The sequence below is a fragment of the Variovorax sp. J2L1-78 genome, from assembly GCF_030317205.1.
GTDB lineage: Bacteria > Pseudomonadota > Gammaproteobacteria > Burkholderiales > Burkholderiaceae_C > Variovorax > Variovorax arabinosiphilus.
Genome location: NZ_JASZYB010000003.1, coordinates 1 through 25682, shown reverse-complemented (window position 1 = coordinate 25682; position 25682 = coordinate 1). Strand labels below are relative to the sequence as shown.

Here is a 25682-nt window from a genome sequence, read left to right as displayed (position 1 = left end):
GTCGGATTATGGTCATCGACCGCCCGGTTCGCGAGCAGCGGCCCCACCCGACGCATCACCATGGCGCCGGGGCAGTCCCTTCGAAAGCCTTGTCGCAGCGGAGTTCATCGCTCCTGGAACAGGAGCAACCCCTCTGTTACCCCACGATACCTTGAGCCATCGCCCGACAGGGAAAACGTGACATTCAACCGCGCGGTCCCCCGTCGTCCGGGCCGTCACGCGTCTGCGGCTCGTCGATCTCGCCGCCCTTGCGGCCCGAGAACATGGTCCACCACACGATGAACACCAGCAGCACGAGAGCGCCGAACGCTTCAAGGAGAATCAGGCCCATGACACAAGGACTCCGGAGGCTGGTTGGGTTGGCGATCGTAGCAATGCTGGCCGCCTGCTCGACCGGCACACGCCTGCCGCCTACGCAGGCCACGCCACCCACGATTGCTCAACCGCCGGTCCAAGGTCCGCTGACCGGTCCGCTCACCCATCCGAAGAGCCGATGGGTGCCGGTGGCGTGGTCCGAACTGCCGGGCTTCGCCGACGACGAACTGCACGAGGGCTGGGACGCGATGGTCAGCAACTGCGCCCGCCCCAACGCCGCCTTCGCACCGCTGTGCCCGGAGGTGCGGCGCCTGGCCATCGCCGAGCCGGACGCGCAGCGCCAGTGGATGACCGAGCGGCTGCAGCCCTACCGGGTGGAATCGCTCACCGGCCAGAGCGACGGCCAGCTCACGAGCTATTACGAACCGGTCTATGACGCCACGCGCCAGCCGACGGCGCAGTTCAACGTGCCGCTGTACGCGCCGCCCGCCGGCCTGGTGCCGCGCCGCCCCTGGTACACCCGCCAGCAGATCGAAACCCTGCCCGAGGCGCAGGCCGCGCTGCGTGGCCGCGAGATCGCCTGGATGGCGGACCCGGTCGACGCGATGATGCTGCACATCCAGGGCTCGGGGCGCCTGCGCATCACCGAAGCCGACGGCAGCCAGCGCACCGTGCGCGTGGCCTTCGCCGCCACCAACGAGCAGCCCTACCGCAGCATCCAGCAGTGGCTGGTCAGCCAGGGCGCGACGCGCGTGAGCCGCTGGCCCGACGACACCAAGGCCTGGGTCGCCCAGAACCCGCAGCGGGTGCCGCAGCTGATGTGGAGCAACCCGCGCTACGTGTTCTTCCGCGAAGAGGCGCTCAACGAGGTCGACGCCGCCTTCGGCCCACGCGGCGCGCAGGGCGTGCCGCTGACGGCCGGGCGCTCGATCGCGGTCGACCGCGAGAGCATCCCGTACGGCACCCCCGTCTGGCTGGCCTCGCCGGGGCCGACGGTGGCGCTGCAGAAGCTGGTGGTGGCGCAGGACACCGGCAGCGCCATCCTCGGTGCGGTGCGGGCCGACTACTTCGCGGGCACGGGGCCAGAGGCTGGAAAACTGGCAGCCACTGTGAACCAGACCTTAAGGCTATGGGCCTTTTGGCCTAAACAGTTTCCCTAGTTGACAACTTTTGCACTAAGTTTTTAACAAGTGTTGCAGAATATGGCCGGGGTCCGCGCATGATGGCGTTGACCATCAACCCCCTGCCTTCCATGACCTTTTCCACCTTTCTGGTGATCTTTGCCGGTGTCCTGCTGAACTCCGGTGCCCAATTGATGTTGAAGGCCGGCGCCAGGACCTTGCAGGGCATTTCCATGACCAGCGGCAGTTCGATGCTGAACGCCGCGATGCAGGCCGCCGTGCACCCCTGGATCCTGGCCGGGCTGTGCTGCTACTTTCTCAGTGCAGGGTTGTGGATCGTGGCCCTCACGCGCGTGGATGTGACTGTGGCCTATCCCCTGCTGTCCATGGGCTATGTCATCGCGGCGGTCCTGGCCTGGCAGATCTTCGGCGAGGCGCTGACGCCCGGGCGGATCGCCGGCATCGCGATCATCCTGGTCGGCGTCGTCGTTCTCAGCCGGGCCTGACCCATGACGGCACCGGCGCTCTACATCGATCTGGATGGCACGCTGATCACCACCGATCTGCTGCACGAGTCCCTGCTGCAACTGGTGCGGGCGTCCCCCCTGTCGCTGTTCATGCTGCCGGCCTGGCTGGCGCGTGGAAAGGCAACGCTCAAACACGAGGTCGCGCAGCGCGTCGAGATCGACGTGACGACCCTGCCCTATCGGGAGGAAGTGCTGCGGCTGGCACGCGAGGCCCGGACCGCCGGACGGCGCGTGGTGCTCGCCACCGCCAGCGACATGAAGTTCGCCCGGCAGATCGCCCACCACCTGGACCTGTTCGACGAGGTGATCGCCTCCAACGGCGTGGACAACCTGCGCGGCGAAGGCAAGCTCGCGGCCATCCAGCGCGACGCCGGGGGCCTGCCTTTCGCCTATGCCGGGGATCACCACGTCGACCTACCGATCTGGCAGCGCGCACACGCCGCCGTGGTCGTCAGCGGCTCCAGCCGGCTGAACCAGCGCGCGGCACAGCGCACGACGATCGAAGCCGTGATCCGGCCGCAGGCCGCGCGGCTGCAGCGCTACATCTACGGCATGCGTCTGCACCAGTGGCTCAAGAACCTGCTGATCTTCCTGCCGCTGCTGCCCTCGCTGCACGAGCTGACGCTGGGCCTGGTGGTCAATGCGTCGCTCGCCTTCCTCGCCTTCGGGCTGATGGCCTCGGGCATCTACGTGGTGAACGACCTGCTCGACCTCGGCTCGGACCGGCGCCACCACCGCAAGCGCCGACGCCCCTTCGCCGCCGGCGAGATCTCGGTCGGCCGCGGCCTGCTGATGGCCGTGGGGCTCAGCGCGGCATCGCTCGCGCTGTCGATCGCCACGCTGCCGATCGAGTTCCTTTACGTGCTGCTCATCTACATGGCGCTGACCACCGCGTACTCGGTGCACCTCAAGCGCCGGGCGGTGGTGGACGTCTTCTCGCTGGCCGCGCTCTACACCATCCGCATCGCCGCGGGCACGGCGGCCACCGGCCTGCCGCTCTCGTTCTGGGTCCTGTCCTTCTCGCTGTTCATCTTCCTGAGCCTGGCACTGGCCAAGCGGTATGTCGAACTGGCCAGCGCGGTCGACGATCCGAGCAAGCTCAACACCGACCGCGGCTACCTGCCGAACGACCTGACCTTCGTCCTGTGCGGCGGCGTGTCGGCCGGCCAGATGTCGGTGCTGCTGCTCGGCCTGTACATCAACGACCAGGACATGATGGGCCGCTACGACAACCCGGTGTGGCTCTGGATGCTGATCCCGGTGTTCCTGTTTTGGACGATGCGCATCTGGCTCAAGGCCGTGCGCGGGCTGCTCCACGAAGACCCAGTGGTCTTCGCGGCACGCGACTGGGTCAGCCTCACGGCCGTGGGGATCGGCGCCCTGCTTCTCTGGATCGCAGGTTGAGCGCGCCGGCATCGACATGGCGCCGCTGGGCGCCGGATGTGCTGATCGCCGTGCTCCTGGGCCTGGCGGTGGTGTGGCTGCTGCGCGCGCTGATGCTGCATCTGCCGCCAGGCCTGTACCAGCAGCAGTCCGGTGGGGACGTCTGGTTCGGCGCCGACACGCCGCGCACGCTGGCCAACATGGTCGATGCGCAGAGCAACCACTACCGGACCAAGGTCCACCCCATTTCCTCGCTGCTGCTGCATCCGGTGACGGTGGCCGTGCGCTCGGTCTGGGCCGGCAGCGACCTGGAAGCCGCGATGCGGGTCGTCAAGTTCGTCGGCGTGCTTTGGGCCATCGGCTTCTACGCGCTGGGCCGCCTGTCCGGCGCCGGGCGCATCGCCAGCGTCTGCTTCACGGCGCTCGCCGTCGCCAGCGCCGCCTTCCAGTTCTGGTTCTCGCTGGCCGAGACCTTCTTCGCAGGCTCGCTCACGCTGCTGATGGTGCTGCTGGTGGCGGCCGTCGCGGTGCACCGCCCCGTCGGCGACCGCTGGCTGGTCGCGGCCAGCGTGGCCAGCCTGAGCATCACCGTGACCAACTGGGTGGCCGGGCTCGCCCTCGCGATCGTGCAGCGCCCGTGGCGCCGCGCCGTGGGGCTCAGCGCCGTGGCGCTGTTGATCGTCTCGGTCCTGGCCCTGGTACAGCGCCAGCTCTACCACTGGTCGATGCTGTTCTTCCTCGGCAGCCGCGAGGAACTGCACTACATCAACCAGGCCGGCGGCGGCTCGCTCGGCGACCGCCTGATCGGGATGCTGTGGTACCCGATCCGCCTTCCCGAGGTGCGGGTGCAGGAGCAGGTGCCACCAGCGCTCAACAGCATCTCGGTGCAGATGAACGGCGCCGGCCTCGTCGACGCGGCCAGCTGGGCCGCCGTCCTGATCTGGGCGCTGCTGCTGGCTGCCGGCGTGGTCGGCCTGGTCCGTTCGCCGCGCTGGCATGCCTTCGGCAAGGTGCTCGGGCTGACGCTGGCCGCGCAGATCGCGCTGCACCTGGTGTACGGCGACGAGACCTTTCTGTACGCGGCGCATTTCCTGCCGCTGCTGATGGCCGTCGCGCTCTTCGCAGGCCGATCGCCGCTGGGCCGCGCGGCGCCGGTGCTGGCCGTGCTGCTCGCCGCACTGGTCGGCTTCCACAATTTCGACATGCATGCCGCCGCGGCCCACCTGCTGCAGCACGCGACACCGGCGCCCTGAGAGCGCCCCGGAGGGAATCGCACCATGAAGATGTTCATCGGGGTCTTGCTGACCGCCCTGATCTCGGCCGCCATCGTCGCCTACCTCTGGCGCCGGCAACCGCTGCTGGCCGCGCAGCCGGGCAGCCCCTCGACCGACCGTCTGTCCCGCCAATGGCGGCTGTGGGCCTGCTTCGTCTTCAGCGGCGTGGCGCTGAGCAGCCTCGTCGCGCTGGTGGGCGGCGACCCCTACGAAAGTGCGACGGCCTACGTGCGCACCCTGCTGCGCGCCTATGCGGGCGACGATTCGTGGATGCCGATGCTGCGCGCCTCGGCGCAGTTCCACGCGCACCCGGACGTGCCGTTCTACCAGGCCATCTTCTTCGAGCAGCACGTGAAGTTCCAGTACCCGTTGACGGCGCTGCTCTTCATCGACATTCCGCTGGCGCTGCTCCCGATCAGCGGCGAGCAGCTGGTGGTGGTCTACAAGGTGCTCTCGCGGCTGTGCGTGCCGGTGATCGCGCTCGTCTTCATGAAGCTCTTCATGGGCGCATCGCAGCAGCTGGCGCCGGCCGGCGAGCGCGCGCCAGCGCTGCTGCCAAAGTCGACGGCCACGCTCTTCGTGCTGTGCCTGGTGAGCGCGGCACTGTTCTACCCGCTCGCTCGCAGCGAGCACCACGGCCAGATCCAGACCGCCATGACGCTGGCCGCCGGCCTGGCGCTGCTGGCCTGGCAGCGCGACCAGCCGCGCCTGTCGGGTTTCCTGGTGGCCCTGTGCTGCATCATCAAGCCGCAGTGGGCGTTGGTGGTCGTGTGGGCGCTGCTGCGCCGGCAATGGAAGTTCGCGATCGCGGCGACGCTCACCGGCGTCGCGTTCCTGGCCGTGTCGGTGGCCTACTACGGCCTGCGCAACAACCTCGACTACCTGACGGTCGTCTCCTTCCTCGGCCGGCACGGCGAGAGCTACTTCATCAACCAGTCGGTCAACGGCCTGATGAACCGGCTGTTGTTCAACGGCGCCAACCTGTTCGGGCGCGGTCTGGTCTGGTCGGGCACCGACTTCCCGCCCTACCACGCGACGGTCTACGTCGCGACCGTGGTGTCCTCGGCCGTCATCCTGGCGCTGGCGATGTTCTGGCGCCTGCGCAAGGCGCCGACCGCCATCGACCTCGCGCTCATCATGCTGAGCCTGACGATCGCCTCGCCGATCGCCTGGGAGCACCACTACGCCGTGTTGTTCCCGATCTTCGCGCTCGCGTTCCCGATGGCACTCCAGACCCGCCCCTGGGGCCGACGCACCGAGCCGCTGCTGTGGCTGGCGCTCGCGCTCACGGGCCAGACCTTCATGACTGCCGTGAACCTGCTGGCCGACACACGGCTGAACGTCCTGCAGTCGTACATCTTCTTCGGCGGGCTGCTGGTGCTGGCGCTGCTGTACCGGCTCTCGTGGATGGAACGCGCGCCCATCGCGCGAGCGCGCCTCAGCTGAGTCGAGTCCCCAAACGTGGCGGCAGCCGCCACGTGACCGTCACCGTTCCGTCACACACGCTGCACAACCGCGTCACAAGGGCTTCCTAAGCTCGGCTGGCCGACGCGGCCCGGGGCGCACGCCTGCATTCGCTGCTCGGTCATAAATCACCCACGACCCTGGAAGCGAAGCACCGTCATGTCCGAAACCGCCGCACCCCGCGCATCCCGCCGCCAAGCCCTCAAGTTCCTCAGCGCCGCCCCCATGCTGCCCCTGGGCGGCGTCGCCTTTCTGACCGCCTGCGGCGGCGGCGGTGACGATTCGCCGGCCCCGGCGCCTGCGCCCGCCCCGACGCCGAAGCCGAACTACGTGTCGGCAACCTTCACCGGCATGGCCGCCCCGACCCTCTCCGATGCGGCCGCGATGGCCACGACCAGCGTCGGCTCGTCGCTCAAGATCGCCTACGACGACGGCAGCAGCACCGACTACACGCTGTCGTACAAGCCCTTCTTCATCACCGGCGACCTGGTGCCGGACGGCAAGGGCGGCACCATCCTCGCCGGCGGCTACGTCGACATCTACAACCAGCCGATCATCGACACGACCGTGCCGGCCAGCCCGCGCCAGTTCTTCTCCGACTCGCCGGACGGCACCTCGCTGCTGAGCATCCCCGGCGCCAAGGTCGACGGCGTCAAGGGCAACACGGTGTTCGCCGTGGTGCAGTTCGAGTACACCACCTGGGCGCAGGACAAGGTGACGGACATGTACGGCAAGCTACCCTCGCCGATCGCCGTGCTCACGCTGGACCAGGACCCGGCCACCGGCAAGCTCAGCCTGGTGAAGTACCACAACGTCGACACGTCGAACGTGGCCGGCCTCTGGATCACCTGCGGCGCCAGCCTCTCGCCGTGGGGCACGCACCTCTCGAGCGAAGAGTACGAACCCAACGCCTTCACGGCCGCGACGGACGCGCAATTCAAGGCCTTCAGCAAGAACGTCTACGGCAGCGAAACCGCCGCCAACCCGTACAACTACGGCCACCTGCCGGAAGTGACGGTGAATGCCGACGGCACCGGCTCGATCAAGAAGCACTACTGCCTGGGCCGCATCTCGCACGAGCTGGTACAGGTGATGCCGGACAACCGCACCGTCTTCATGGGCGACGACGCGACCAACAGCGCCTACTTCGTCTTCGTGGCCGACAAGGAAAAGGACCTGTCCTCGGGCAGCCTCTATGCCGCCAAGGTCGGTGCCGGTTTCTCGCTCGACCCCGCCGCCGCCGGCGCGCCGCTGACCTGGATCAAGCTGGGCTCCGCCACCAGCGCCGAGATCAAGAAGCTGGCCACCACCCTCAAGGCGACGGACATCATGGACGTGCGGACGGCCGACCCGGTCGACCCGACGTTCACCAAAGTGGCCGCCAACGGCAAGACCGAGTGGATCAAGCTGGTGCCGGGCATGGAGAAGGCGGCCGCCTTCCTCGAGACGCACCGCTACGCCAGCCTGGTCGGCGCCTCGACGGCGTTCACCAAGATGGAAGGCACCACGGTCAACATCAAGGACAAGATCGCCTACTCGGCGCTGCAGAACTGCCAGACCTCCATGGTTGCCGGCAACGCGCTGAACGACCCGGCCAAGGGCGTGGCGCTCGCCAAGGCGGTCAACGCCGGCGCCGTCATGGCGCTCAAGCTGCAAGGCGGCGTGAAGGACACACTCGGCGCGGCGATCAACAGCGAATGGATGCCGGTCGACACCAAGGCCCTGCTCGTCGGCGAGGACATCACGGCGGACGCCATCGGCAACACGGCCAATCCCGCGAAGGTCGGCAACCCCGACAACCTGAAGTTCTCCGAGAAGATGCGCACGCTCTTCATCGGCGAGGACAGCAGCCAGCACGTCAACAACTTCCTGTGGGCCTACAACGTCGACACCAAGGCGCTGTCGCGCCTGATGTCGATCCCTGCGGGCGGCGAGTCGACCGGCCTGCACGCTGTGGACGAACTCAACGGCTGGACCTACATCATGAGCAACTTCCAGCACGCCGGTGACTGGGGCAAGGGTGCTTCCGGCACGCCTGCCGACGGTTTGCACGCGAAGGTCTACACCGCGCTCAATCCGCTGATCGATGCCAACTACAAGAACAAGTTCGGCTCGGCCGTCGGCTACCTCACGGCCGATCCGAAGCAGCCTGCGCTCGCGAAGGCCTGACCGGCGCCCACGCCACCCCGCGCTGCCGCTGCCTCATCCCCGGGGCAGCGGCAGCGCCGTTTTGTAGCGCACCTGCTTGAGCGCGAAGCTCGATCGGATCTTCTCGATGCCGGGGATCGGCGTGAGCTGTTCGAGGATGAACTTCTCCAGCGCCGCCATGTCGGCCACGGCGATGCGGATCAGGTAGTCGCTGTCGCCGGTCATCAGGTAGCACTCCATCACCTCGTCGTGCTCGGCGATGCGCCGCTCGAAGTCGCCCAGCGACTCCTTGCTCTGCGTCTTGAGGCTGATCGAGATGAAGACGTTCAGCCCCAGGCCCAGCGCGCTCGCGCTGGCCAGCGCGACGTAGCGGTCGATCACGCCGGCCGTCTCCAGCGCCTTGACCCGCGCCAGGCAGGGCGAGGGCGACAGGTGCACGCGGCGCGCGAGTTCGACGTTGGACAGCGCGCCGTCGCGCTGCAGTTCATCCAGGATACGCAGGTCGATGGGGTCGAGTTTCATGAAATGCCGCCATTTCTCGTTTTGACGGCATATTATTTCTTGAGTGAGGATAACCATCCGGCGGGACAGCAGCCCATTCGGCGCGGAGCGGCCTAAAGTGCCGAGCATGAACGCCCCGATCTCCGCCTCCCAGATGCACGCGCTGCTGAGCCCCGCAGCAACCGACCCGGATCCGCAGGAAACCGCGGAATGGCGCGAGGCCTTCGACGCGCTGGTGCAGGCGCACGGCGCCGAGCGCGCGCGGCAGATGCTCGACGAACTCGCCCGGGTCGCGCGCGATCGGCGCATCGGCTGGCAGCCCGAGCTGGCGACGCCGTACGTCAACACCATCGGCGTCGACCTGCAGCCCGCGTTCCCGGGCGATCTCGCCGTCGAGGAACGGCTCGCGTCGCTGATGCGCTGGAACGCGCTCGCGATGGTGGTGCGCGCCAACCAGGCGTATGGCGAACTCGGCGGCCATATCGCCAGCTACGCGAGCGCGGCGGATCTGTTCGAGGTCGGCTTCAACCACTTCTTCCATGCGCGGAATGAAGCGCATCGCGGCGACCTGGTCTTCTTCCAGCCGCACAGCTCGCCCGGTGTGTATGCCCGGGCCTTCCTCGAAGGGCGCCTGAGCGAAGACGACCTGGCGCACTACCGGCAGGAGTTGACCGCACCCGCCTTCACGCAAGGCACGGGCGCACGCGGCCTCTCGAGCTACCCACACCCGTACCTGATGCCGGACTTCTGGCAGTTCCCGACCGGCTCGATGGGCATCGGCCCCATCAGCTCGATCTACCACGCGCGCTTCATGCGCTATCTCACCGATCGGCAACTGATCGACTGCAGCGGCCGCAAGGTGTGGGGCGTGTTCGGCGACGGCGAGATGGACGAGCCCGAGTCGATGAGTGCGCTGACGCTCGCCGCACGCGAGAAGCTCGACAACCTGGTGTGGGTGGTCAACTGCAATCTGCAGCGCCTGGACGGGCCGGTGCGCGGCAACGGCCGCATCATCGACGAGCTGGAGAAGCTCTTCGCCGGCGCGGGCTGGAACGTCATCAAGCTGGTGTGGGGCAGCGACTGGGATGGCCTCTTCGCCCGCGACACCACCGGTGCGCTCGCGCGTGCCTTTGCGCACACGGTCGACGGCCAGATGCAGACCTTCGCGGCGAAGGACGGCCGCTTCAACCGCGAGTCTTTCTTCGGCCAGGACCCCGAGCTCGCGCGCCTTGCCCAGGGCATGACCGACGAGCAGATCGATCGCCTCAAGCGCGGCGGGCACGACCTGGTGAAGATCCACGCCGCCTATGCCGCGGCTGCCGCGCACGTCGGCCAGCCGACCGTCATCCTCGCCCACACCAAGAAGGGCTACGGCATGGGCGCGGCGGGCCAGGGCAAGATGACCACGCACTCGCACAAGAAGTTCGAGAGCGCGGACCTGATCGGCTTTCGCAACCGTTTCAACCTGCCGCTCTCCGACGAGCAGGCGACCTCGCTCGCGTTCTACAAGCCGGCCGAAGACAGCGTCGAGATGCGCTACCTGAAGCAGCATCGCGCGGCGCTCGGCGGCTCGATGCCGCGGCGCGAGACAGCCTGCGACGCGGTGCCCAAGCCCGAGCTCGCGGCCTACGCGCAGTTCGCCGTGGCGGCCGCCGGCAAGGAGATGAGCACGACCATGGCCTTCGTACGCATGCTCGGCAACCTGATGAAGGACCAGGCGCTGGGCCCGCGCATCGTGCCCATCGTGGCCGACGAGGCGCGCACTTTCGGCATGGCCAACCTGTTCAAGCAGGTCGGCATCTACTCGAGCGTGGGCCAGCGTTATTCGCCGGAAGACATCGACTCGATCCTCAGCTACCGAGAAGCGACCGACGGGCAGATCCTGGAAGAGGGCATCAGCGAAGCCGGCGCCATCGCCAGCTGGACGGCCGCGGCCACCAGCTACAGCGTGCACGGGCTGGCGATGCTGCCCTTCTACATCTACTACTCGATGTTCGGCTTCCAGCGCGTGGGTGACGCCATCTGGGCCGCCGCCGACCAGCGCGCACGCGGCTTCCTGCTCGGCGCCACCTCCGGCCGCACCACGCTCGGCGGCGAAGGGCTACAGCACCAGGACGGCAGCAGCCACCTGGTGGCCGCGACCATCCCGAACTGCAAGGCCTGGGACCCCGGCTTCGCCGGCGAGATGGCCGTGATCGTCGACGCGGGCATCCGCGAGATGATGCTCGAGCAGCAGGACGTCTTCTATTACGTCACGCTCATGAATGAAAACTACGCGCAGCCCGACGTCCCGGTCGAAGCCGCCGCGGACATCCTGCGCGGCGGCTGGCGCTACGAGGGCTGGCGCGATGGATCGGCGAAAGGCGGCTCGCCGCAGGTGACGCTCATGGGCTCGGGCGCCATCCTCACAGAGGTCGTCAAGGCCGCCCAGCAGCTCGCGGCCGAAGGCATCACCGCCGAGGTGATCAGCGTGACCAGCTGGAGCGAACTGGCGCGCGACGGCCAAGCCTGCGAGGCGCGTGCCCTGAACGGCGAAGACGCCGGCCCCCCCTTCATCGCGCAGCAGCTCGCGGCGTCCAGCGGCCCCATCGTCGCCGCCACCGACTACGTGCGCGCCGTGCCCGAGAGCGTGCGCGCCTTCCTGCCCGAAGGGCGGCGCTACCTCACGCTGGGCACCGACGGCTTCGGCCGCAGCGACACGCGCGCCGCGCTGCGCGACTTCTTCGGCGTGGATGCGGCGAGCATCGTGCGGGCGGCGAAGCACGCGCTGCGCTGAGCGCGGGCCTGTCCGGCCGCGGTCCCACGACGCCTATTCCATCGCGCACATCTTGCGCAGCAGGAACACCAGGGCCACCCGCTCCGCGACATTCAGTTCGCCGAAGGTCTGCTCGGTGACCTGGCGGGCCAACGGCACCGTGGTCTCGAGCAAGGCGGCGCCCGCCGGGGTCAGGGCGATCAGCCGTTTTCGGCCGTCGCTCTTGTCGTCTTCGACGGAGACGAGCGCCCGGTTGGCCAGCCGCTCGACGATGCCGCGGATGGTGGCCTGATCGATCGCCGTCTTCTGCATCAGGTCCGTGAGCGAGCAGGCGCCCAGGTCGCGCGCCGCGCACAACGCCGCGAACTGCGCCGCCGTCAGCTGGCCGGCCGGTATTTCCTGCTGAAAGAGCGCCGTGTGGCGCTGGAAGGCCCGGCGCAGCAGATGGCCGACCTGGGCGGTCACGTCGTACGGGGGCTCGGCAGGAGAATCTTTCAGGACAGTCAAGGTGGACTTTCGGGGTCCGCAAAGCGCGGTGGGCGATTCTAGAAAGCGCAGCCGTGCGCACGTGCGCCTTCGAGGTGCGCGTGGCGCATTCATGCTGCCGGCACGGGCTATGCATGGTGCATACACTGCAAATTCGATACTGCAGACGCACCTCTCGATGGCGGTCTAGACAGATTCATAGGCGATTTTCGATCGATCTCCGGTGGCATGGGTTATGCGTTGAAGCAATTGCAGCGCACACGCTGCAATTTCGAGACTGCAGCCCTGCAGATTCGAGGTTCGCATGATGCCCACCACCTTTCAGGAGTGCCCATGTCCCACGCTGTCTTTCGCCCTGCGTTCATTCCTCTTTCTCTCCTTGCCGCGCTGGCCCTGCAAGCTTGCGGCGGCGGTGGCGGATCGGGCTCGACGACTACCGCACCGGTGGCGGCCGTCCCGCTGAGCGTCGAAGCATTCACCGCGGCCTGCGTCGCGCTCAACGGCGTGGCGGTCGACGGCGGTGCCGTGACGGAGGCCACGTACACCCCGGCCTCGACCGGCGATGTCACCGCCGCCTCAGTGCCACAGCACTGCCTGGTCCGTGGCGCAATGAACAAGCGCACCGGCATCGACGGCAAGCCCTACGCGTTGCGCTTCGAACTGCGTCTGCCGCGCACCTGGAACAGCCGCTTCTACTACCAGGGCGGCTCGGGCGTGGACGGCACGCTGTTCACGGCGGTGGGTACCTACGGCGGTGGCGGCACGACGCGCAATGCCCTGCTCGACGGCTTCGCGGTGGTCACGACCGATTCCGGCCACGTCGCCGAAGTCGGCCCGGCCAATGGCAGCTTTCTTTTCGGTGCCGACCCGCAGGCCCGTTACGAATATGGGGACCAGCAGATCCAGCCCGTCACCGGCGCGGCCAAGTCCGTGATCGGCCGGATGTACGGTACGCCACCCGCCAAGTCCTATTTCTTCGGCTGCTCCAACGGGGGCCGGCAGGCGATGATCGCCGCACAGCGCTATCCGGAACTCTTCGACGGCATCATCGCCGCCGCCCCGGGCTTCCGCCTGACGCAGGCATCCATCCAGGGCGCGCCGTACCAGGCGCAGATCGCGGCCGCGGTCGCACCGCTGGGTGCCGATGGCCGGCCCGACATCACCAAGACGCTGAGCCCCGACGAGCAGGCCGTCGTGCGCAGCCGGATCCTCGGCGCCTGCGACGCGCTCGACGGCGCCGTCGACGGCATGGTCAGCAAGATGAGTGCGTGCCTCCCGGATCCGCTCACCTGGGCCTGCAGCGCCGGCAACACCACCAATTGCCTGTCGACGGCGAAGGCCGACTACGTGAAGAAGTTGTTCGACGGCGCGAAGACCAGCAGCGGCGAGCAAATCTACGCGCCCTGGCCTTTCGATCCGGGCATGGCCGCGCAGACGAGCAACCCCTTCCTCACCATCTTCGCGGGCGAAGCGTCGCACATCTACACCACCCCGCCGACCATCACCACCGACCTGGTGGGCTATTCGCTCACGGCCAACATCGATCTGGAATACGCCAAGCTGTCGGCCACCAACACGACCTTCGTGCGCTCGGGGAATTCGTTCACCAACGCCGAGTCGCCGAACATGGACGCCTTCCGCGCCCGCAACGGCAAGCTCATGATCTACAACGGGTCGGCCGACCTGGCCTTCTCGATCCGCGACGTCGAGACGTACTACAAGTCGGTTCAGGGCCGTTACGGCGCCGAGCAGACCGCGAACTTCGCACGGGCCTTCTTCATTCCCGGCATGGCGCATTGCAGCGGCGGCTCGTACGGTACCGACCAGTTCGACGCCATGACGGCCATGGTCGACTGGGTCGAGAAGGGCACGGCTCCCGACGTCATGATCTCCACCGCCCGCGCCGCCGCCGGCGTGGCCTGGCCGGGCCGTACCCGCCCGATCTGCGCCTATCCGAAGGAGGCGATCTACAAGGGCTCGGGCAGCATCGAGGACGCGGCGAACTTCAGCTGCCAGTAGCGCCCCGCATCGCGGGCTTGCCCCGATGGTGCCGCGCCGATCCCGCGGTATGTTCGTTCCCTCTGAATCAGCATGCCTGCGGGCCTCGCCATGAACACAGTGGGATTGATCGGCCTCGGGGCCATGGGCGCCGGCATCGCGCACACGCTGCGCAGCCACGGGTACGAAGTGCACGTCTGCGATGTGCGGCCGGGCGTGGCCGACGCCTTCGTCACGCAGGGCGGCGTGGCGCACGCCAACCCGGCCGACGTCGCTGCTGCCTGCGCGGTGGTCGTGAGCGTGGTGGTCAACGCGGCGCAGACCGAAGCCGTACTCTTCGGCGAGCACGGCGCCGCCGCCGCGATGAAGCCGGGCAGCACCTTCGTGATGTGCTCGACGGTCGACCCGAACTGGTCGGTCGCGCTCGAGCAGCGGCTGAACGACGCCGGCATCCATTACATCGACGCGCCGATCTCCGGCGGCGCCGCCAAGGCGGCCAGCGGCCAGATGACCGTGATGTCGGCCGCCAAACCCGAGGCCTATGCAGCGGCCGGCGCGGTGCTCGATGCGATGGCGGGCAAGGTGTACCGGCTGGGCGACAGCGCGGGCGCGGGCAGCAAGGTGAAGATCATCAACCAGCTGCTGGCCGGCGTGCACATCGCCGCCGCGGCCGAGGCGATGGCACTCGGCTTGCGCGAGGGCGTCGACGCGGCGGCGCTGTACGAGGTGATCACGAACAGTGCCGGCAACAGCTGGATGTTCGAGAACCGCATGGCGCACGTGCTGGCGGCCGACTACACGCCGCTGTCGGCCGTCGACATCTTCGTGAAGGACCTGGGCCTGGTGCTCGACACCGCGCGCGCCAGCAAGTTTCCGCTGCCGCTGGCCTCGACCGCGCACCAGATGTTCATGCAGGCCTCGACCACCGGCTTCGCGAAGGAAGACGACAGCGCGGTGATCAAGATCTTCCCGGGCATCGAGCTGCCGAAAGGCAAGACAGCATGAGCCTCATCCAGCTCGGCTGCATCGCCGACGACTTCACCGGCGCGACCGATCTCGCCAACAACCTGGTGCGCGCCGGCATGCGCGTGGTGCAGGTCATCGGCGTGCCCGAAGGCCCCCTGGCGGCGGAAGTCGATGCGGTGGTGGTGGCGCTCAAGTCGCGCACCATCGCCCCGCAGGCCGCCATCGACCAGTCGCTCGCTGCGCTACGCTGGCTGCAGGCGCAAGGCGCGCAGCAGATCTACTTCAAGTACTGCTCGACCTTCGACAGCACCGCGGCCGGCAACATCGGCCCGGTGACCGAGGCGCTGATGGACGCGCTGGGCAGCGACTTCACCATCGCCACACCCGCCTTCCCCGACAACGGTCGCACGGTCTTCAAGGGCTATCTCTTCGTCGGCGACGTGCTGCTGAGCGAAAGCGGCATGAAGGACCATCCGCTCACGCCGATGACCGACGCCAACCTCGTGCGCGTGATGCAGGCGCAGACGCGGCGCAAGGTCGGGCTGATCGACCATCGCACGGTGGCGCAGGGCGACGGCGCGATCCGCGAGCGCATCGCGGCCTTGCGCGCCGACGGCGTGGGCGTGGCGGTGGTCGATGCAGTGAGCAACGACGACCTCGTGCGGCTGGGCAAGGCCCTGGCCGGCATGCCGCTGGTCACGGCCGGCTCGGGCGTGGCGATCGGGCTGCCGGCCAACTTCGGGCTCGCGCCGTCGTCCACCGCCAGTGCGCTGCCGCCGGCGACGGGGTGGCAGGCGGTGGTGTCGGGCAGTTGCTCGGTGGCGACCAACCAGCAGGTGAAGGCCTTCGTCGAGGCCGGCGGGCCGGCCTTCGCGGTCGATCCGTTGCGGCTGATGCAGGGCGACGACGTGGTCACGCAGGCCCTCGCCTGGGCCGCGCCGTTGCTGGCGCAGGGGCCGGTGCTGGTCTATTCGACCGCCGAGCCGTCGGCCGTGAAGGCGGTGCAGGCGCAGCTCGGCGTCGACGAGGCCGGCGCCATGGTCGAACGGGCGCTCGGCGCCATCGCGCGCGGCCTGGTCGCGCTCGGCGTGCGTCAGCTGGTGGTCGCCGGCGGCGAGACCTCCGGCGCGTGCGTGCAAGCGCTCGACATCACGCAGCTGCAGATCGGCGCGCAAATCGACCCCGGCGTGCCGTGGTGCCATGCGCTGTCGGGGGAGGTCCCACTGCACGTCGCGTTGAAGTCGGGCAACTTCGGCAGCGCGGATTTCTTCACCAAGGCCTTCAAGGCGCTCGCATGACCGAGAACGAGGCGCGCGACGAGATCTGCCGCGTCGGGCACAGCCTGTTCGAGCGCGGCTACGTGCATGCCACGGCCGGCAATATCAGCGTGCGGCTCGACGATGGCTTCCTCATCACGCCCACGGACGCGTGCCTGGGCTTTCTCGAGCCGGTGAAACTCGCGCGACTCGACCCGAACGGCTCGCAGCTGTCGGGCGACCGGGCGAGCAAGACCATCGCGCTGCACACCCGCATCTATGCCGCGGCACGGCGCTTCGACACCGCCACGGCCTGCGTCATCCACACGCACAGCACGCACTGCGTCGGCCTCACGCTGCGCCCGACCGGCGAGGAACTGCTCGGGGCGCTGACGCCCTACTTCGTGATGAAGGTCGGCCACGTGCCGGTGATTCCGTACCACCGGCCCGGCGCCGCGGAAGCGGCCGAAGCGGTGGCCGCCGCGATCGCGCAGTACGGCGAGGCGGGCAAGCCGATCCGCGCCGTGATGCTCGCGCGGCTCGGCCCGAACGTCTGGCACGACACGCCGGCCGCGGCCATGGCGGTGCTCGAAGAACTCGAAGAAACGGCGCGCCTGCGCCTGCTGTCTGCCACCGAACCGACGCCGCTCGGCGAGGACGCGATCGACGAGCTGCGCCGCACCTTCGGCGCGCGCTGGTAACCCCATCTTTTCCAGAGATCACCATGCCCCGTTTTGCCGCCAACCTCTCGATGCTCTACCCGGAGTTCGACTTCCTCGACCGCTTCGATGCCGCCGCCAAGGACGGCTTCCCAGGCGTCGAATACCTGTTCCCCTATGCGTTTCCCGCGGCCGAGATCGCGGCACGGCTGCAGGCCAACGGCCTGAAGCAGGTGCTCTTCAATGCGCCGCCCGGCCACTGGGACGGCGGCGAGCGCGGCCTGGCCTGCCTGCCGGGGCGCGAGAGCGAGTTCCGCGACGGCATCGCCCGCGCACTCGACTACGCCGCTGCGCTCGACTGCCCCCGCGTCCATGTGATGGCCGGCCTACTGCCGGCAAGCCTGCCGCGCGAAACGGCCAAGGCGGCCTACATCGAGAACCTCCGGTGGGCCGCCGCCGAGGCCGCGAAGGCCGGGCGCGACCTGCTGATCGAACCCATCAACACGCGCGACATCCCCGGCTTCTTCCTCAACCGCCAGGACGAGGCGCACGCCATCGCCGAAGCCATCGGCGCGCCGAACCTCAAGGTGCAGTTCGACCTGTACCACTGCCAGATCGTCGAGGGCGACGTGGCGATGAAGATCCGCCAGTACCTGCCGACCGGCCGCGTCGGCCACATCCAGATCGCCGGCGTGCCCGAGCGGCACGAACCGGACATCGGCGAGCTGAACCATCCGTACCTGTTCAAGGTGATCGACGAAGTGTCGGCTCAGTGCGGCTGGGACGGCTGGGTCGGCGGCGAGTACCGCCCGGCGCGCGGCGCGGTGCCCAACGGCACGTCGGACGGACTGGGCTGGCTGCGCGCCGCGAAGGCGCTCAGCGCCTGACCACGTAGCGCGTCACCAGCGGCGGCCCGTCGCCGAGGTGGAAGGCCAGCCGGCGCTCGCGCAGCGCCAGGTCGGCCGCGGTCGCGCGGTGGAAGCGGCGCAGGTGGCCGGTCCATGACTCGTCGATGATCTGTTCCACGTAGCGACCCGGCTCGGCGATGTCGTGCAGCAGCTCCCAGCCGATCGCGCCTTCGCTCAGCCGCGTGCGGCGCGTTTGCTGCATCACGACGTGGAAGGCCGCGGCGCGGGCCGGGTCGATCAGGTACTCGACGTTGATGACCAGCCGCCCATCGCCCGGCGGCGCATGCGGCGGTGCGTCGGCCCAGCCCGGTGCAGCGGGGCTGACGTCGTCGTCGACGCCGCCGTCCAGCACGTAGCGCAGGGCCGCGCCCATCATCAGCACGCCGGTGACCGACGCGATCAGCAGGCTGGCCTGCAGCGAGCTAACGGTCGCGATGTGCCCCCACAGCGCCGCGCCGAAAGCGCTCGCGCCCATGATCGACATCTGGAACATCGACATGCCGCGCGCGCGCACCCAGTCGGGCAGCGCGAGCTGTGCCGACACCGACAACGAGTTGGCCACCGTGATCCACGCCGCGCCGCCGAAGAACATGGCCGGCACTGCCACCCAGGTGTTGGGCGCGACGGCCATCACCGCCGTCGCGGCCGACTGCAGGAGCGCGCCGCGCAGCACCAGCTGGTCACGCACATAGGCCTGGCGCAGCCGCGGCATCACGAGCACCGCGCCAATGGCCCCGGAGCCCATGGCCGCCAGCAGCAGCGTGAAGGTGCCGGCCCCGCCGCCCTCGAGCCCACGGGCCAGCAGCGGCAGCAGCGCGAGCAGCGCGGTCGAATGCAGGAAGAAGATCGAGATGCGCGTGAGCACCGCACGCATGCGCAGCGACTGGCGCACGAACTGCACGCCCACGCGCATCGCGCTGATGAGCTTCTCGCGGCCCAGCGGGTTGGGCGTGTGCTCGCGCCGCCAGCGCAGCACGATGAAGCCCGAGGCCACCGACATCACTGCGTTGAGCACGAAGACCCACAGGCTGCCGGCGCTGGCGATCAGCGCACCCGCTACCAGCGGGCCGATGATGCGCGAGGCGTTCATCGCGATGCCGTTCAGGCCCAGCGCCGCCGGCAGCTGCGGCCGCGGCACCAGCTCCGGCACGATGGCCGCGAACACCGGCCAGCGCAGCGCCAGGCCGATGCCGTTGGCGAAGGTGAGCGCCAGCAGCAGCGGCGCGGTCATCATGTCCAGCGCCACCGCCGCGCACAGCACGATCGCCACCCCGGCCAGCCAGAACTGCGTCGCCATCAGCCAGCGGCGGCGGTCGAGGATGTCGGCCAGTGCGCCGCTCGGCAGCCCCAGCAGGAAGACCGGCAGCGTCGAGGCCGACTGCACCAACGCCACCCACAGCGGCGTGGTGGTCAGCGTCGTCATCATCCACGCCGCCGCCACGTCGTTCATCCACATGCAGATGTTCGCGAGCAGCCAGGTGCTCCACAGCATGCGGAAGACCGGCAGCTTCAGCGGGGTGAAGGGGCCGATGCGCGCAGGCGTGACGCGCATCGGCGGGACGGGGGATTCGTCGGGGGAGATGGGAGGCATCGAGGGCTATTGTCCTTCGATCGCCTCGCTTGCGATGCGCGTACGGACGGACACGGGAATCTGTTGGTGCCGCGCTTGTTCACTTGATCGAATCCACCGCCACAACTCTGGTGATCGCAATGTGCTCGCCCGCCTGCAGGTGCACGCTTTGCGACGTGGTGGCCGCCACGCCCGCGGTCGACGCGAGCACGAGGTGCGCCCCGGACATCTCCGGGAAGACCGCCTTGTCGAGGTCGACCTGGCCCTCGCCCTCGAGGGCATCGTGCTGGGCTTCGAGGACCTTGGCGATCGCCTCCCTGGTCCTGCCCATTGGATTGCGCCCTGGCGGCGCTCGCAGCCTGCGCCAGACCTGCGTCGCAAATTCTGGATGCGAGCCTTGTCAACAAGAGCCCCAGATGAAAATCGGCCCGTTGCACCCGGCCCATCTGCGGCAGTGATCGAATTCATGGAACCCCGCACGATCACGCCACCAGCTTCCCGCCCTTGCCGGCCCGCACTTCATCGTCGGTCAGCACCGGCCCCAGCGTGTCCAGCACCTTCTGCGGCCAGACCACCTTCTGTTCGGTGGCGTAGCTGAGCCAGTTGAACAGACTCCACAGCAGATAGACCGGGAGCGTGATGGGCAGCAGGATATGCACGGCCAGCGTGAGGCCAGGATGCTGTTTCCACCACGCCAAGTACTTGGGGCCGAAGGGGCCGACCAAGCCCATGCTCTGCCACCAGTTCCTGGGCTTGGGGATGAAGGGCGCAGGTTCGGTCACACCGGGCGACCAGGGTGGCCCCTCTTCTTCCATGTAGCGGCGGATGTGCTCGTACAGCGCAGGCACCGTCTCGCGGCCCAGCAGCATGCTGGGGGCCAGACCGAACTCTTCCACCACGGTGGGATCGGTCGCACTGCGGTGCACGATGAAGGCCAGGTCATGGTCGTAGCTGGCCGAGGCGGTGTTGGCCCGGAAGACGGCTCGGTGCTCGGCATCGATCTGAGACCAGGGGACGCTGACCACGCGCAGGGGCATGCGGCCCAGCGCCGACAGCCGGGTGGCCTTGGCGCGGTCGGCCGTGACCCAGTGGACGCACTTGTTCTTGCGGTCGAAGACCACGCTGCTGTCGCCGGGGAGGAAGAAGGTGAGGAAGTAGGTGTAGACAAAGAAGGCAACACCGAATAACGCGCAAAACAGCAATGTGATGGTGCCAAGTCCTCGACTGAACGTATCAGGCTTGGAAAGGTCCGACCATCCTAGATCACCTAAGAAAAAACAGAACCCTATTCCCCACAGCCCGACCACCTGCGACAGCCCCCTCATGAACTGCGCACTCTCCCCCCCAAACGTGATCGCCTGCGCATAGACCTTCTGAACCAGCCCAAGGTCGGTCGCATCGCCGCTGGCCATGCGGTGCCGCTCGAAGCGCGTCAGGACATCGATGCGCCTTTTGGTTGCCTTGGTGCCCATCGTCAATCTCCGTACACGGGCGTCTGGCCGGGCTTGGATGCCAAGCGCCGGTTCTCTTCGTTGACCTTCTCCACATCGAACTTGAGTGCCTCCTTAGGCTTTGGATGCAAGGCGTCTTCCAGGCCTTCCTGCTCCTTCTCCAAGCTCTCGAATTTGGTCCGGCGCTGCGACCTGCCGAAATAACAACCGCTGGCCCAGCGTTCCAGCTCCGTGGGCTCCTGCGTTGCCACCAACAGGGACACGATGCCCACGCCTAGAAGGACGACACCTAAACCTGACACCGCGCTGCCGATCGCCACGCCGCCGACCGTGAGTTCGGACAGTGCCGTAACGGTGGCGCCGACCACAATGCCTTGCCGCACCAGAAATCTGGCGATAACGGTGGCGCCGGCTTGCATAGTGAGAGTAGAAGCCGGTAAGACGCTTACGTAAAACGCGCGAGACGCAGCCGCATAAGCAGAGGCGGCATCTCTATCCCCCTTGCCCGCCGCTCCCTCCGCCTTGTCCGCACAAGCCATCCCGTTAATGAGTCCCCCTGCAATGCCCGCCAGCGCCGCCGCCATCCACAACACAGGCAAGCGCATGCTGGCAACCACCGCCGCTTTGCCCCCCGTCTTCGCCAACCGCATCGTGAGCCCCGCCTTGGCCAGTTCGGCCAGCGCCGCCACCAGCCCCGATGTGCCATCGGCCACCCCCAGCCAGGCTTCGCGCAACTGCGCCGGGTTTCGCTTCTCGGCATGCAGGGCCGCCCACAGCTTGGGCACGGCCCACACCATGCCCAAGCCCTGCACGATCAGCCCGCCGATGGCCAGGCGCGCTTCCACGTTGCTTTTGAAGATTTCTTCGTTGGCAGCCGCCAGCGCCTGGGCTTGCTGCTGCTGGGCCTTGACCAGCGCCAGGGCCTTGTCGTTGGGCAACAGGCGCACGTTCTCGGCCCGGACCTCGAAGTCGCCCGTGCTCGGCATGCCGCCAGCGGCATTCCATTCGCTCAGGCGCACCATCACCAGCATGCGCACCTTCTGCTGGCACTGCTCGGCGCTTTGCATCCAGGCCGACGTCGGCGCCCGGGTTGCCGCCGAGCCGGCCATCAAGCCCAGCGCGCTTTTCGCATCGAAGTCCAGCTTGCGCAGCAGCGGCATGTCCAACGTGCCGCCACGCCGGCTGGCACCCAGCGCGCTTTCGGTGGCTTGTTGCACCAGCACGACTTGAAGTGTCCTGGTCAGGCGGGGCTCCAGCTTGTCGATGTCGGCCTTGCTCTGAATCAGGCTGGTGACAGCGGCGCTCAACGCGGCGATCTGGCCCGCCGAGAACGCCATCACGGCGTTGGTCAGCCAACCGTATTTCAGTCTGGCCGCTTCAGGCACCAGGCCCTTGATGAAGTCGTAGGTTTTGTCGCGAAGGTTGTCGGGGATGCCTTCGTTCTCGTCGGAATAGCGATCCCAGCGGCCGACGAGCATTTCGTGCATCAGCGTGATGGCCGCTTTCTGGTTGCCGACGAGGGCCCGCAGGGCAACGGCCGCTTCTTCGACCACGGCCTGGTCGAGCGTTTGCTTGACGTACTCCTCGCGCCGCTCTTTGGTGCTCAGGGGCTGGGGGAAGTGGATGAGGTGGCTCTCGCTGGCGTAGACACGCCCCGGCTGAAAATAGGCGTGAGGCGGCGTGTCGTCTTCGGGGTCGTAGTGGTGTGCAAAGCAATCGAGCGTGGGTTTGGCCTTCATGGCCGCCAGCCAGTCGGCCTCGTACTCGCCGAGTTCGGTGGCCTCTTTTTCGAATGTTGCGTCGCGTGCCTTTTGCCAGGCTTCGCGTTGGCCGGTGTCAATTTGGCTCTGGATGCCGCTCCAGTCGAGCTTGCCGATTCGTTTGCCATAACGGTCGACATTTCGCTTCTGCAGGGAGTTGCCAGGAAGCTCGACGTGTCCGACACTGGCGCCTTCGGCAGAGGGAACCCATTCGTAGCCCTGGTAGTAAGGCAGGGACTTGAGCCGCGTTTCCCACTCACTTTTGGAGATGGGTGTGCCATGGCCTTGGAGTTCAGCACGCATCGCGCCGGCCATCTGCATGCTGGCTTGCAGGGTGTTCAACGACGCGTTGCACACGTTGGGCCAGCCGTTGGTGTCGGCTTTGAGGCCCTCGTCCTTGAAGAGCTTGTCGCGCGCCTGACGGATACCGTTCAGGTCGGCGGCCAGGCCCACGGGGTCGAACAGGCCCAGCACCATGGGCTTGCTACTGGTGCTTTGCTTTTGCATGACCCTCGCGAGCGTCTGCGACTCCTGCAGCGAAGTGCTGAGGTCGGACGTGGTGAAGCGCGCGGCGCTCTCGACCCCGGCATGTTGAAGACGTTGCAGCGAGTAGTCGGCCACGCGCGTGAAGAGCGCTTGTTCGGTCGCTTCGAAACCGCTGGCCGGCGGCCCTTGGTTGAGTTGCACTTCGACCATACAAGCGGCCTGGCGGGTTTTTGCGCTGGTGGCCATGCGGTTTTTGACCTTCTCGCTCCACCAGTTCATGCTGAAGCCGATCCACGCAGTCTTGACTTTGTCGGGCTCTGCGATGCAGATGGTGCGCAGGTCGTGCGGGTGGGACGGTTTCTTGCTGCAGGCCTTTTCGCTCTGGCCCAGCGAGAACTCGCCCACCGGCAACAGCCCGGCACGCGCGCTGACTTTGTAGATGTTCCACTTGCTCGTCTGACCGTTCGGCGTGGCACCCGGAAAGTAGACATAGACAAAACCTTCTTCGCGCAGCAGGCGTAGCGCCAAGTTCGACTTCTTGCGGGGAATCAGACCTGCGCCAAGCGCGACGCCGATGTCGTTGGCAGGCTTGAGGGCAAAGGCGCCGGGCGGTGCTAGCTGTGGATCGATCGCGAGGGCAGTGAGGCGCACCGGCAGGATCGAGATGCCGGTTTTGTTTTCGCACTTCTTGCAGGAGGTGTCGGCCATGGGGTCGGTGTTTTCTGTGCCGCGCGTGCGGGGGCTGAAAGGAAGAAGTCAAAAAGGGGCTGTGGCCCAGTGCCGGCGCAACGCCGGCAATTCTTCGGCGAAGGCCTGTTGTTTCTTTTGGCAATGCGCGATGTAGCCCTGCAGGTTCTTCCACGTTGAAAAGGCCGGAAAGTTCAGCGCCTCGGTGGCATAGGCCACGCAGTCCTGCGGATCGCGCAAGCCGGCCTCCCGAGCGAGCACCAGGCGCTGCACTGTTCGCACCAAGGCATCGGCGGGGAGCGGATGTTGCTTGCTCTGCCACGCCATCAGGGTTCGGTTGATGGTTTCGGAGTCGCCCAATAACTGCCAGTACGCGTCGTCCACCTTCAGCGGAGCGTTGGTCGACGCGCCCTGGCGGCCTTCCAGGCGTTGCAGCCCGAAGTTCGCGTCGAGGTAGGTCCAGGTGGCAATGCCCTGCAACTGCGTGTGCCAATCGATGGGGCGCAAGGTGGATGTGGCGGGCATGGCCGCAGACAAGAGCGGGGCGTGCCGCAGCAGCGCCAGCACCCGTCGATCCGCAAGCCGCAGATATCGGCCACCATGGGGCTCGCCGCTGGCGTGAAGTAACGCATCGACCTGCCGCGCGAGGGTGGCGCCGGTTCCGGTGGCGTGCGGCTGCAGCCAACCGCCAATGCGATAGGGGCCGTCGCCAGCGCCGCAAGCGACCATGTGCTCCAGAGCGGCCCATTCGACGCTTTGAGCCAACAGAGGATCAAGGGCGTCCTCGATTTCGACCAGAAAGGGCAATTGTTCGGCGGCCTGATTCAAATCTGTACCAGAAACTTGAATGCGCCGGTGGGGTTTGCCCGTGGCATCGATGCCAAGGTCGAGGTCACCTGCGAATGGATCGATCAGTACATACAACGGACCGGTCGTGAGATGGTGCGCCAAGGTGTCCGTCAACTGCGGCACCAGGGCGTCAGGCAAGTCGCGCCATGGCCATCCGGAAAGCGTGTTTTGCGTGGTGCCCGGATGAGTCGTCAAATCTCCATAAGTCGAGCTCATATGACTGCCCCGCCGCCAGTCACGGCGCTGGAGTCGTTCGGAGCGCATTTTTTGAAGGCTTCCGGTTCCAACGCCAACTTCGTCGGCCCCTTCTTCCCATGGCTGCCCGCATGCTCGACCCACGAACCTTTGGTGCCGTGCACGATGCCCGCACTGCTCCACTCGGAGAAGCTGCCCCCGCCGTTGAAGACCACCTTCTTCGGCGCGGTGATGAAGATCGATTCGGTGGTGCTGGTGATGCGCACGGCCTGTCTGGCCATGATGTCGATCCGGTCCTTGTGCGCTTCGATCTGCACCTTGCCGCTGCCGGCGATGAACTTCATGCCGCCCTTGAGGGAGAACAGCCGGATGCCATCCTTCGCGCTGACAAGCAGGCGCTTGGCCGCGCTGATGCTGAGGTGGCGCTGGCTGGTGAAGGCGATGTGCTCGCCGGCCTGCAGGTGCATGCTTTGCGCTGTCGTCGCGGCGATGCCCGCGGCCGAGGCGAGTGTCAGGTGGGCTTGGTCGATTTCGGGGAAGCGCCCGCGTTCCGGGTCGGCCTTGCCCTGACCTTCGAGCGCGTCGTTCTGACGCGTCAAGGCCTTGGCGACCGCGCCTTGGTCTGCGCCCCTGTGCTGTGCCTTGGCGGTGCTGGCGGCCTGTGCCAGTGCGTCGTGCTGCGCCTGGGCCTGCGCCAGACGTTGCACCGTCTCGCCCGAGTCCTTGACATGATTCGCCGCGTTGGCTCGAGCCTCGGTGGTGATCAGCATCCCGTTGCTCGCTCTGAGCGCCCCGTGCCCATCGGTCCTCAACTCGAACCCCTCCCCCCTCGGGTCCTTCCTCCCCGCGTTGTCCTCCACCCGCGTGATGAACCCCAGGCTCAGCGAGCTCGACTGGTGGTCGCTCTTGAGCTGCGCCTGGAT

At 67.5% G+C, this 25682-nt stretch carries 21 protein-coding genes; 12 read left to right on the top strand and 9 right to left on the bottom strand.

From position 1 onward, the window contains the following. Window positions 1-184: 184 nt before the first annotated feature. Window positions 185-331 (bottom strand): hypothetical protein, encoded by a 147-nt coding sequence (locus QTH86_RS18620; RefSeq protein ID WP_286647719.1) that lies wholly within the window; start codon window positions 329-331, stop codon window positions 185-187. Here QTH86_RS18620 and mltA point away from each other — a divergent pair. The 6 genes from mltA (at window position 330) to QTH86_RS18590 (ending at window position 8253) form a co-directional block, all read left to right on the top strand. Continuing rightward, window positions 330-1475 (top strand): murein transglycosylase A, encoded by a 1146-nt coding sequence (gene mltA / locus QTH86_RS18615; protein ID WP_286647718.1) that lies wholly within the window; start codon window positions 330-332, stop codon window positions 1473-1475. The genes QTH86_RS18620 and mltA overlap by 2 nt on opposite strands. Window positions 1476-1537: 62 nt before the next feature. Then, complete coding sequence (locus tag QTH86_RS18610) at window positions 1538-1942, top strand: DMT family transporter (protein ID WP_286648398.1); 405 nt, start codon at window positions 1538-1540, stop codon at window positions 1940-1942. Between the two features lie 3 nt (window positions 1943-1945). After that, window positions 1946-3367 carry a UbiA family prenyltransferase gene (locus QTH86_RS18605; RefSeq protein WP_286647717.1) on the top strand — a complete coding sequence of 474 codons (1422 nt, stop codon included), beginning with the start codon at window positions 1946-1948 and terminating at the stop codon, window positions 3365-3367. Continuing rightward, a complete protein-coding gene (locus QTH86_RS18600) occupies window positions 3364-4599 on the top strand; it encodes a hypothetical protein (RefSeq protein ID WP_286647716.1) in 1236 nt (411 codons plus the stop codon). The genes QTH86_RS18605 and QTH86_RS18600 overlap by 4 nt, the downstream gene beginning before the upstream one ends. A 24-nt stretch (window positions 4600-4623) precedes the next feature. Next, on the top strand, window positions 4624-6066 hold the full coding sequence (locus QTH86_RS18595; protein ID WP_286647715.1) for a glycosyltransferase family 87 protein: 1443 nt from the start codon (window positions 4624-4626) through the stop codon (window positions 6064-6066). Between the two features lie 177 nt (window positions 6067-6243). Beyond that, window positions 6244-8253, top strand: a complete 2010-nt coding sequence (locus QTH86_RS18590; RefSeq protein WP_286647714.1) for a PhoX family protein — start codon at window positions 6244-6246, stop codon at window positions 8251-8253. Window positions 8254-8286: 33 nt separating this feature from the next. Here QTH86_RS18590 and QTH86_RS18585 read toward each other — a convergent pair whose 3' ends face one another. Beyond that, window positions 8287-8754, bottom strand: coding sequence for an Lrp/AsnC family transcriptional regulator (locus tag QTH86_RS18585; RefSeq protein WP_286647713.1), 468 nt, complete (start codon window positions 8752-8754; stop codon window positions 8287-8289). A 106-nt stretch (window positions 8755-8860) separates the two neighbouring features. Between QTH86_RS18585 and mdeB the strand changes: the two genes are divergently transcribed. After that, on the top strand, window positions 8861-11509 hold the full coding sequence (gene mdeB / locus QTH86_RS18580) for an alpha-ketoglutarate dehydrogenase (protein ID WP_286647712.1): 2649 nt from the start codon (window positions 8861-8863) through the stop codon (window positions 11507-11509). Between the two features lie 33 nt (window positions 11510-11542). Here mdeB and QTH86_RS18575 read toward each other — a convergent pair whose 3' ends face one another. Continuing rightward, window positions 11543-11995, bottom strand: a complete 453-nt coding sequence (locus QTH86_RS18575) for a MarR family winged helix-turn-helix transcriptional regulator (RefSeq protein WP_286647711.1) — start codon at window positions 11993-11995, stop codon at window positions 11543-11545. 312 nt (window positions 11996-12307) lie between these two features. On the opposite strand from QTH86_RS18575, the gene QTH86_RS18570 reads away from it, so the two are divergent. The 5 genes from QTH86_RS18570 (at window position 12308) to otnI (ending at window position 17740) form a co-directional block, all read left to right on the top strand. Next, complete coding sequence (locus tag QTH86_RS18570; protein WP_286647710.1) at window positions 12308-13993, top strand: tannase/feruloyl esterase family alpha/beta hydrolase; 1686 nt, start codon at window positions 12308-12310, stop codon at window positions 13991-13993. Between the two features lie 90 nt (window positions 13994-14083). Next, complete coding sequence (gene ltnD / locus QTH86_RS18565) at window positions 14084-14977, top strand: L-threonate dehydrogenase (RefSeq protein WP_286647709.1); 894 nt, start codon at window positions 14084-14086, stop codon at window positions 14975-14977. Beyond that, a complete protein-coding gene (gene otnK, locus QTH86_RS18560; RefSeq protein ID WP_286647708.1) occupies window positions 14974-16236 on the top strand; it encodes a 3-oxo-tetronate kinase in 1263 nt (420 codons plus the stop codon). Before ltnD ends, otnK begins: the two co-directional genes overlap by 4 nt. After that, window positions 16233-16895 carry a class II aldolase/adducin family protein gene (locus tag QTH86_RS18555; RefSeq protein WP_286647707.1) on the top strand — a complete coding sequence of 221 codons (663 nt, stop codon included), beginning with the start codon at window positions 16233-16235 and terminating at the stop codon, window positions 16893-16895. Before otnK ends, QTH86_RS18555 begins: the two co-directional genes overlap by 4 nt. Before the next feature lie 23 nt (window positions 16896-16918). Beyond that, a complete protein-coding gene (gene otnI / locus QTH86_RS18550; RefSeq protein WP_286647706.1) occupies window positions 16919-17740 on the top strand; it encodes a 2-oxo-tetronate isomerase in 822 nt (273 codons plus the stop codon). On the opposite strand, the gene QTH86_RS18545 is transcribed toward otnI, so the two are convergent. The 6 genes from QTH86_RS18545 to QTH86_RS18520 all read right to left on the bottom strand — a co-directional run. Beyond that, window positions 17730-19352 carry an MFS transporter gene (locus QTH86_RS18545; protein ID WP_286647705.1) on the bottom strand — a complete coding sequence of 541 codons (1623 nt, stop codon included), beginning with the start codon at window positions 19350-19352 and terminating at the stop codon, window positions 17730-17732. The two genes, otnI and QTH86_RS18545, sit on opposite strands and share 11 nt — an antisense overlap. A gap of 79 nt (window positions 19353-19431) precedes the next feature. Further along, on the bottom strand, window positions 19432-19662 hold the full coding sequence (locus QTH86_RS18540) for a DUF2345 domain-containing protein (protein ID WP_286647704.1): 231 nt from the start codon (window positions 19660-19662) through the stop codon (window positions 19432-19434). Window positions 19663-19813: 151 nt separating this feature from the next. Then, on the bottom strand, window positions 19814-20803 hold the full coding sequence (locus QTH86_RS18535; protein ID WP_286647703.1) for a DUF6708 domain-containing protein: 990 nt from the start codon (window positions 20801-20803) through the stop codon (window positions 19814-19816). A gap of 2 nt (window positions 20804-20805) precedes the next feature. After that, on the bottom strand, window positions 20806-23736 hold the full coding sequence (locus QTH86_RS18530; RefSeq protein ID WP_286647702.1) for a T6SS effector BTH_I2691 family protein: 2931 nt from the start codon (window positions 23734-23736) through the stop codon (window positions 20806-20808). A 48-nt stretch (window positions 23737-23784) separates the two neighbouring features. After that, a complete protein-coding gene (locus QTH86_RS18525; protein ID WP_286647701.1) occupies window positions 23785-24702 on the bottom strand; it encodes a hypothetical protein in 918 nt (305 codons plus the stop codon). 74 nt (window positions 24703-24776) lie between these two features. After that, window positions 24777-25682, bottom strand: a 906-nt coding sequence (locus QTH86_RS18520) for a type VI secretion system Vgr family protein (RefSeq protein ID WP_286649400.1), incomplete at its 5' end; no start/stop codon positions are given.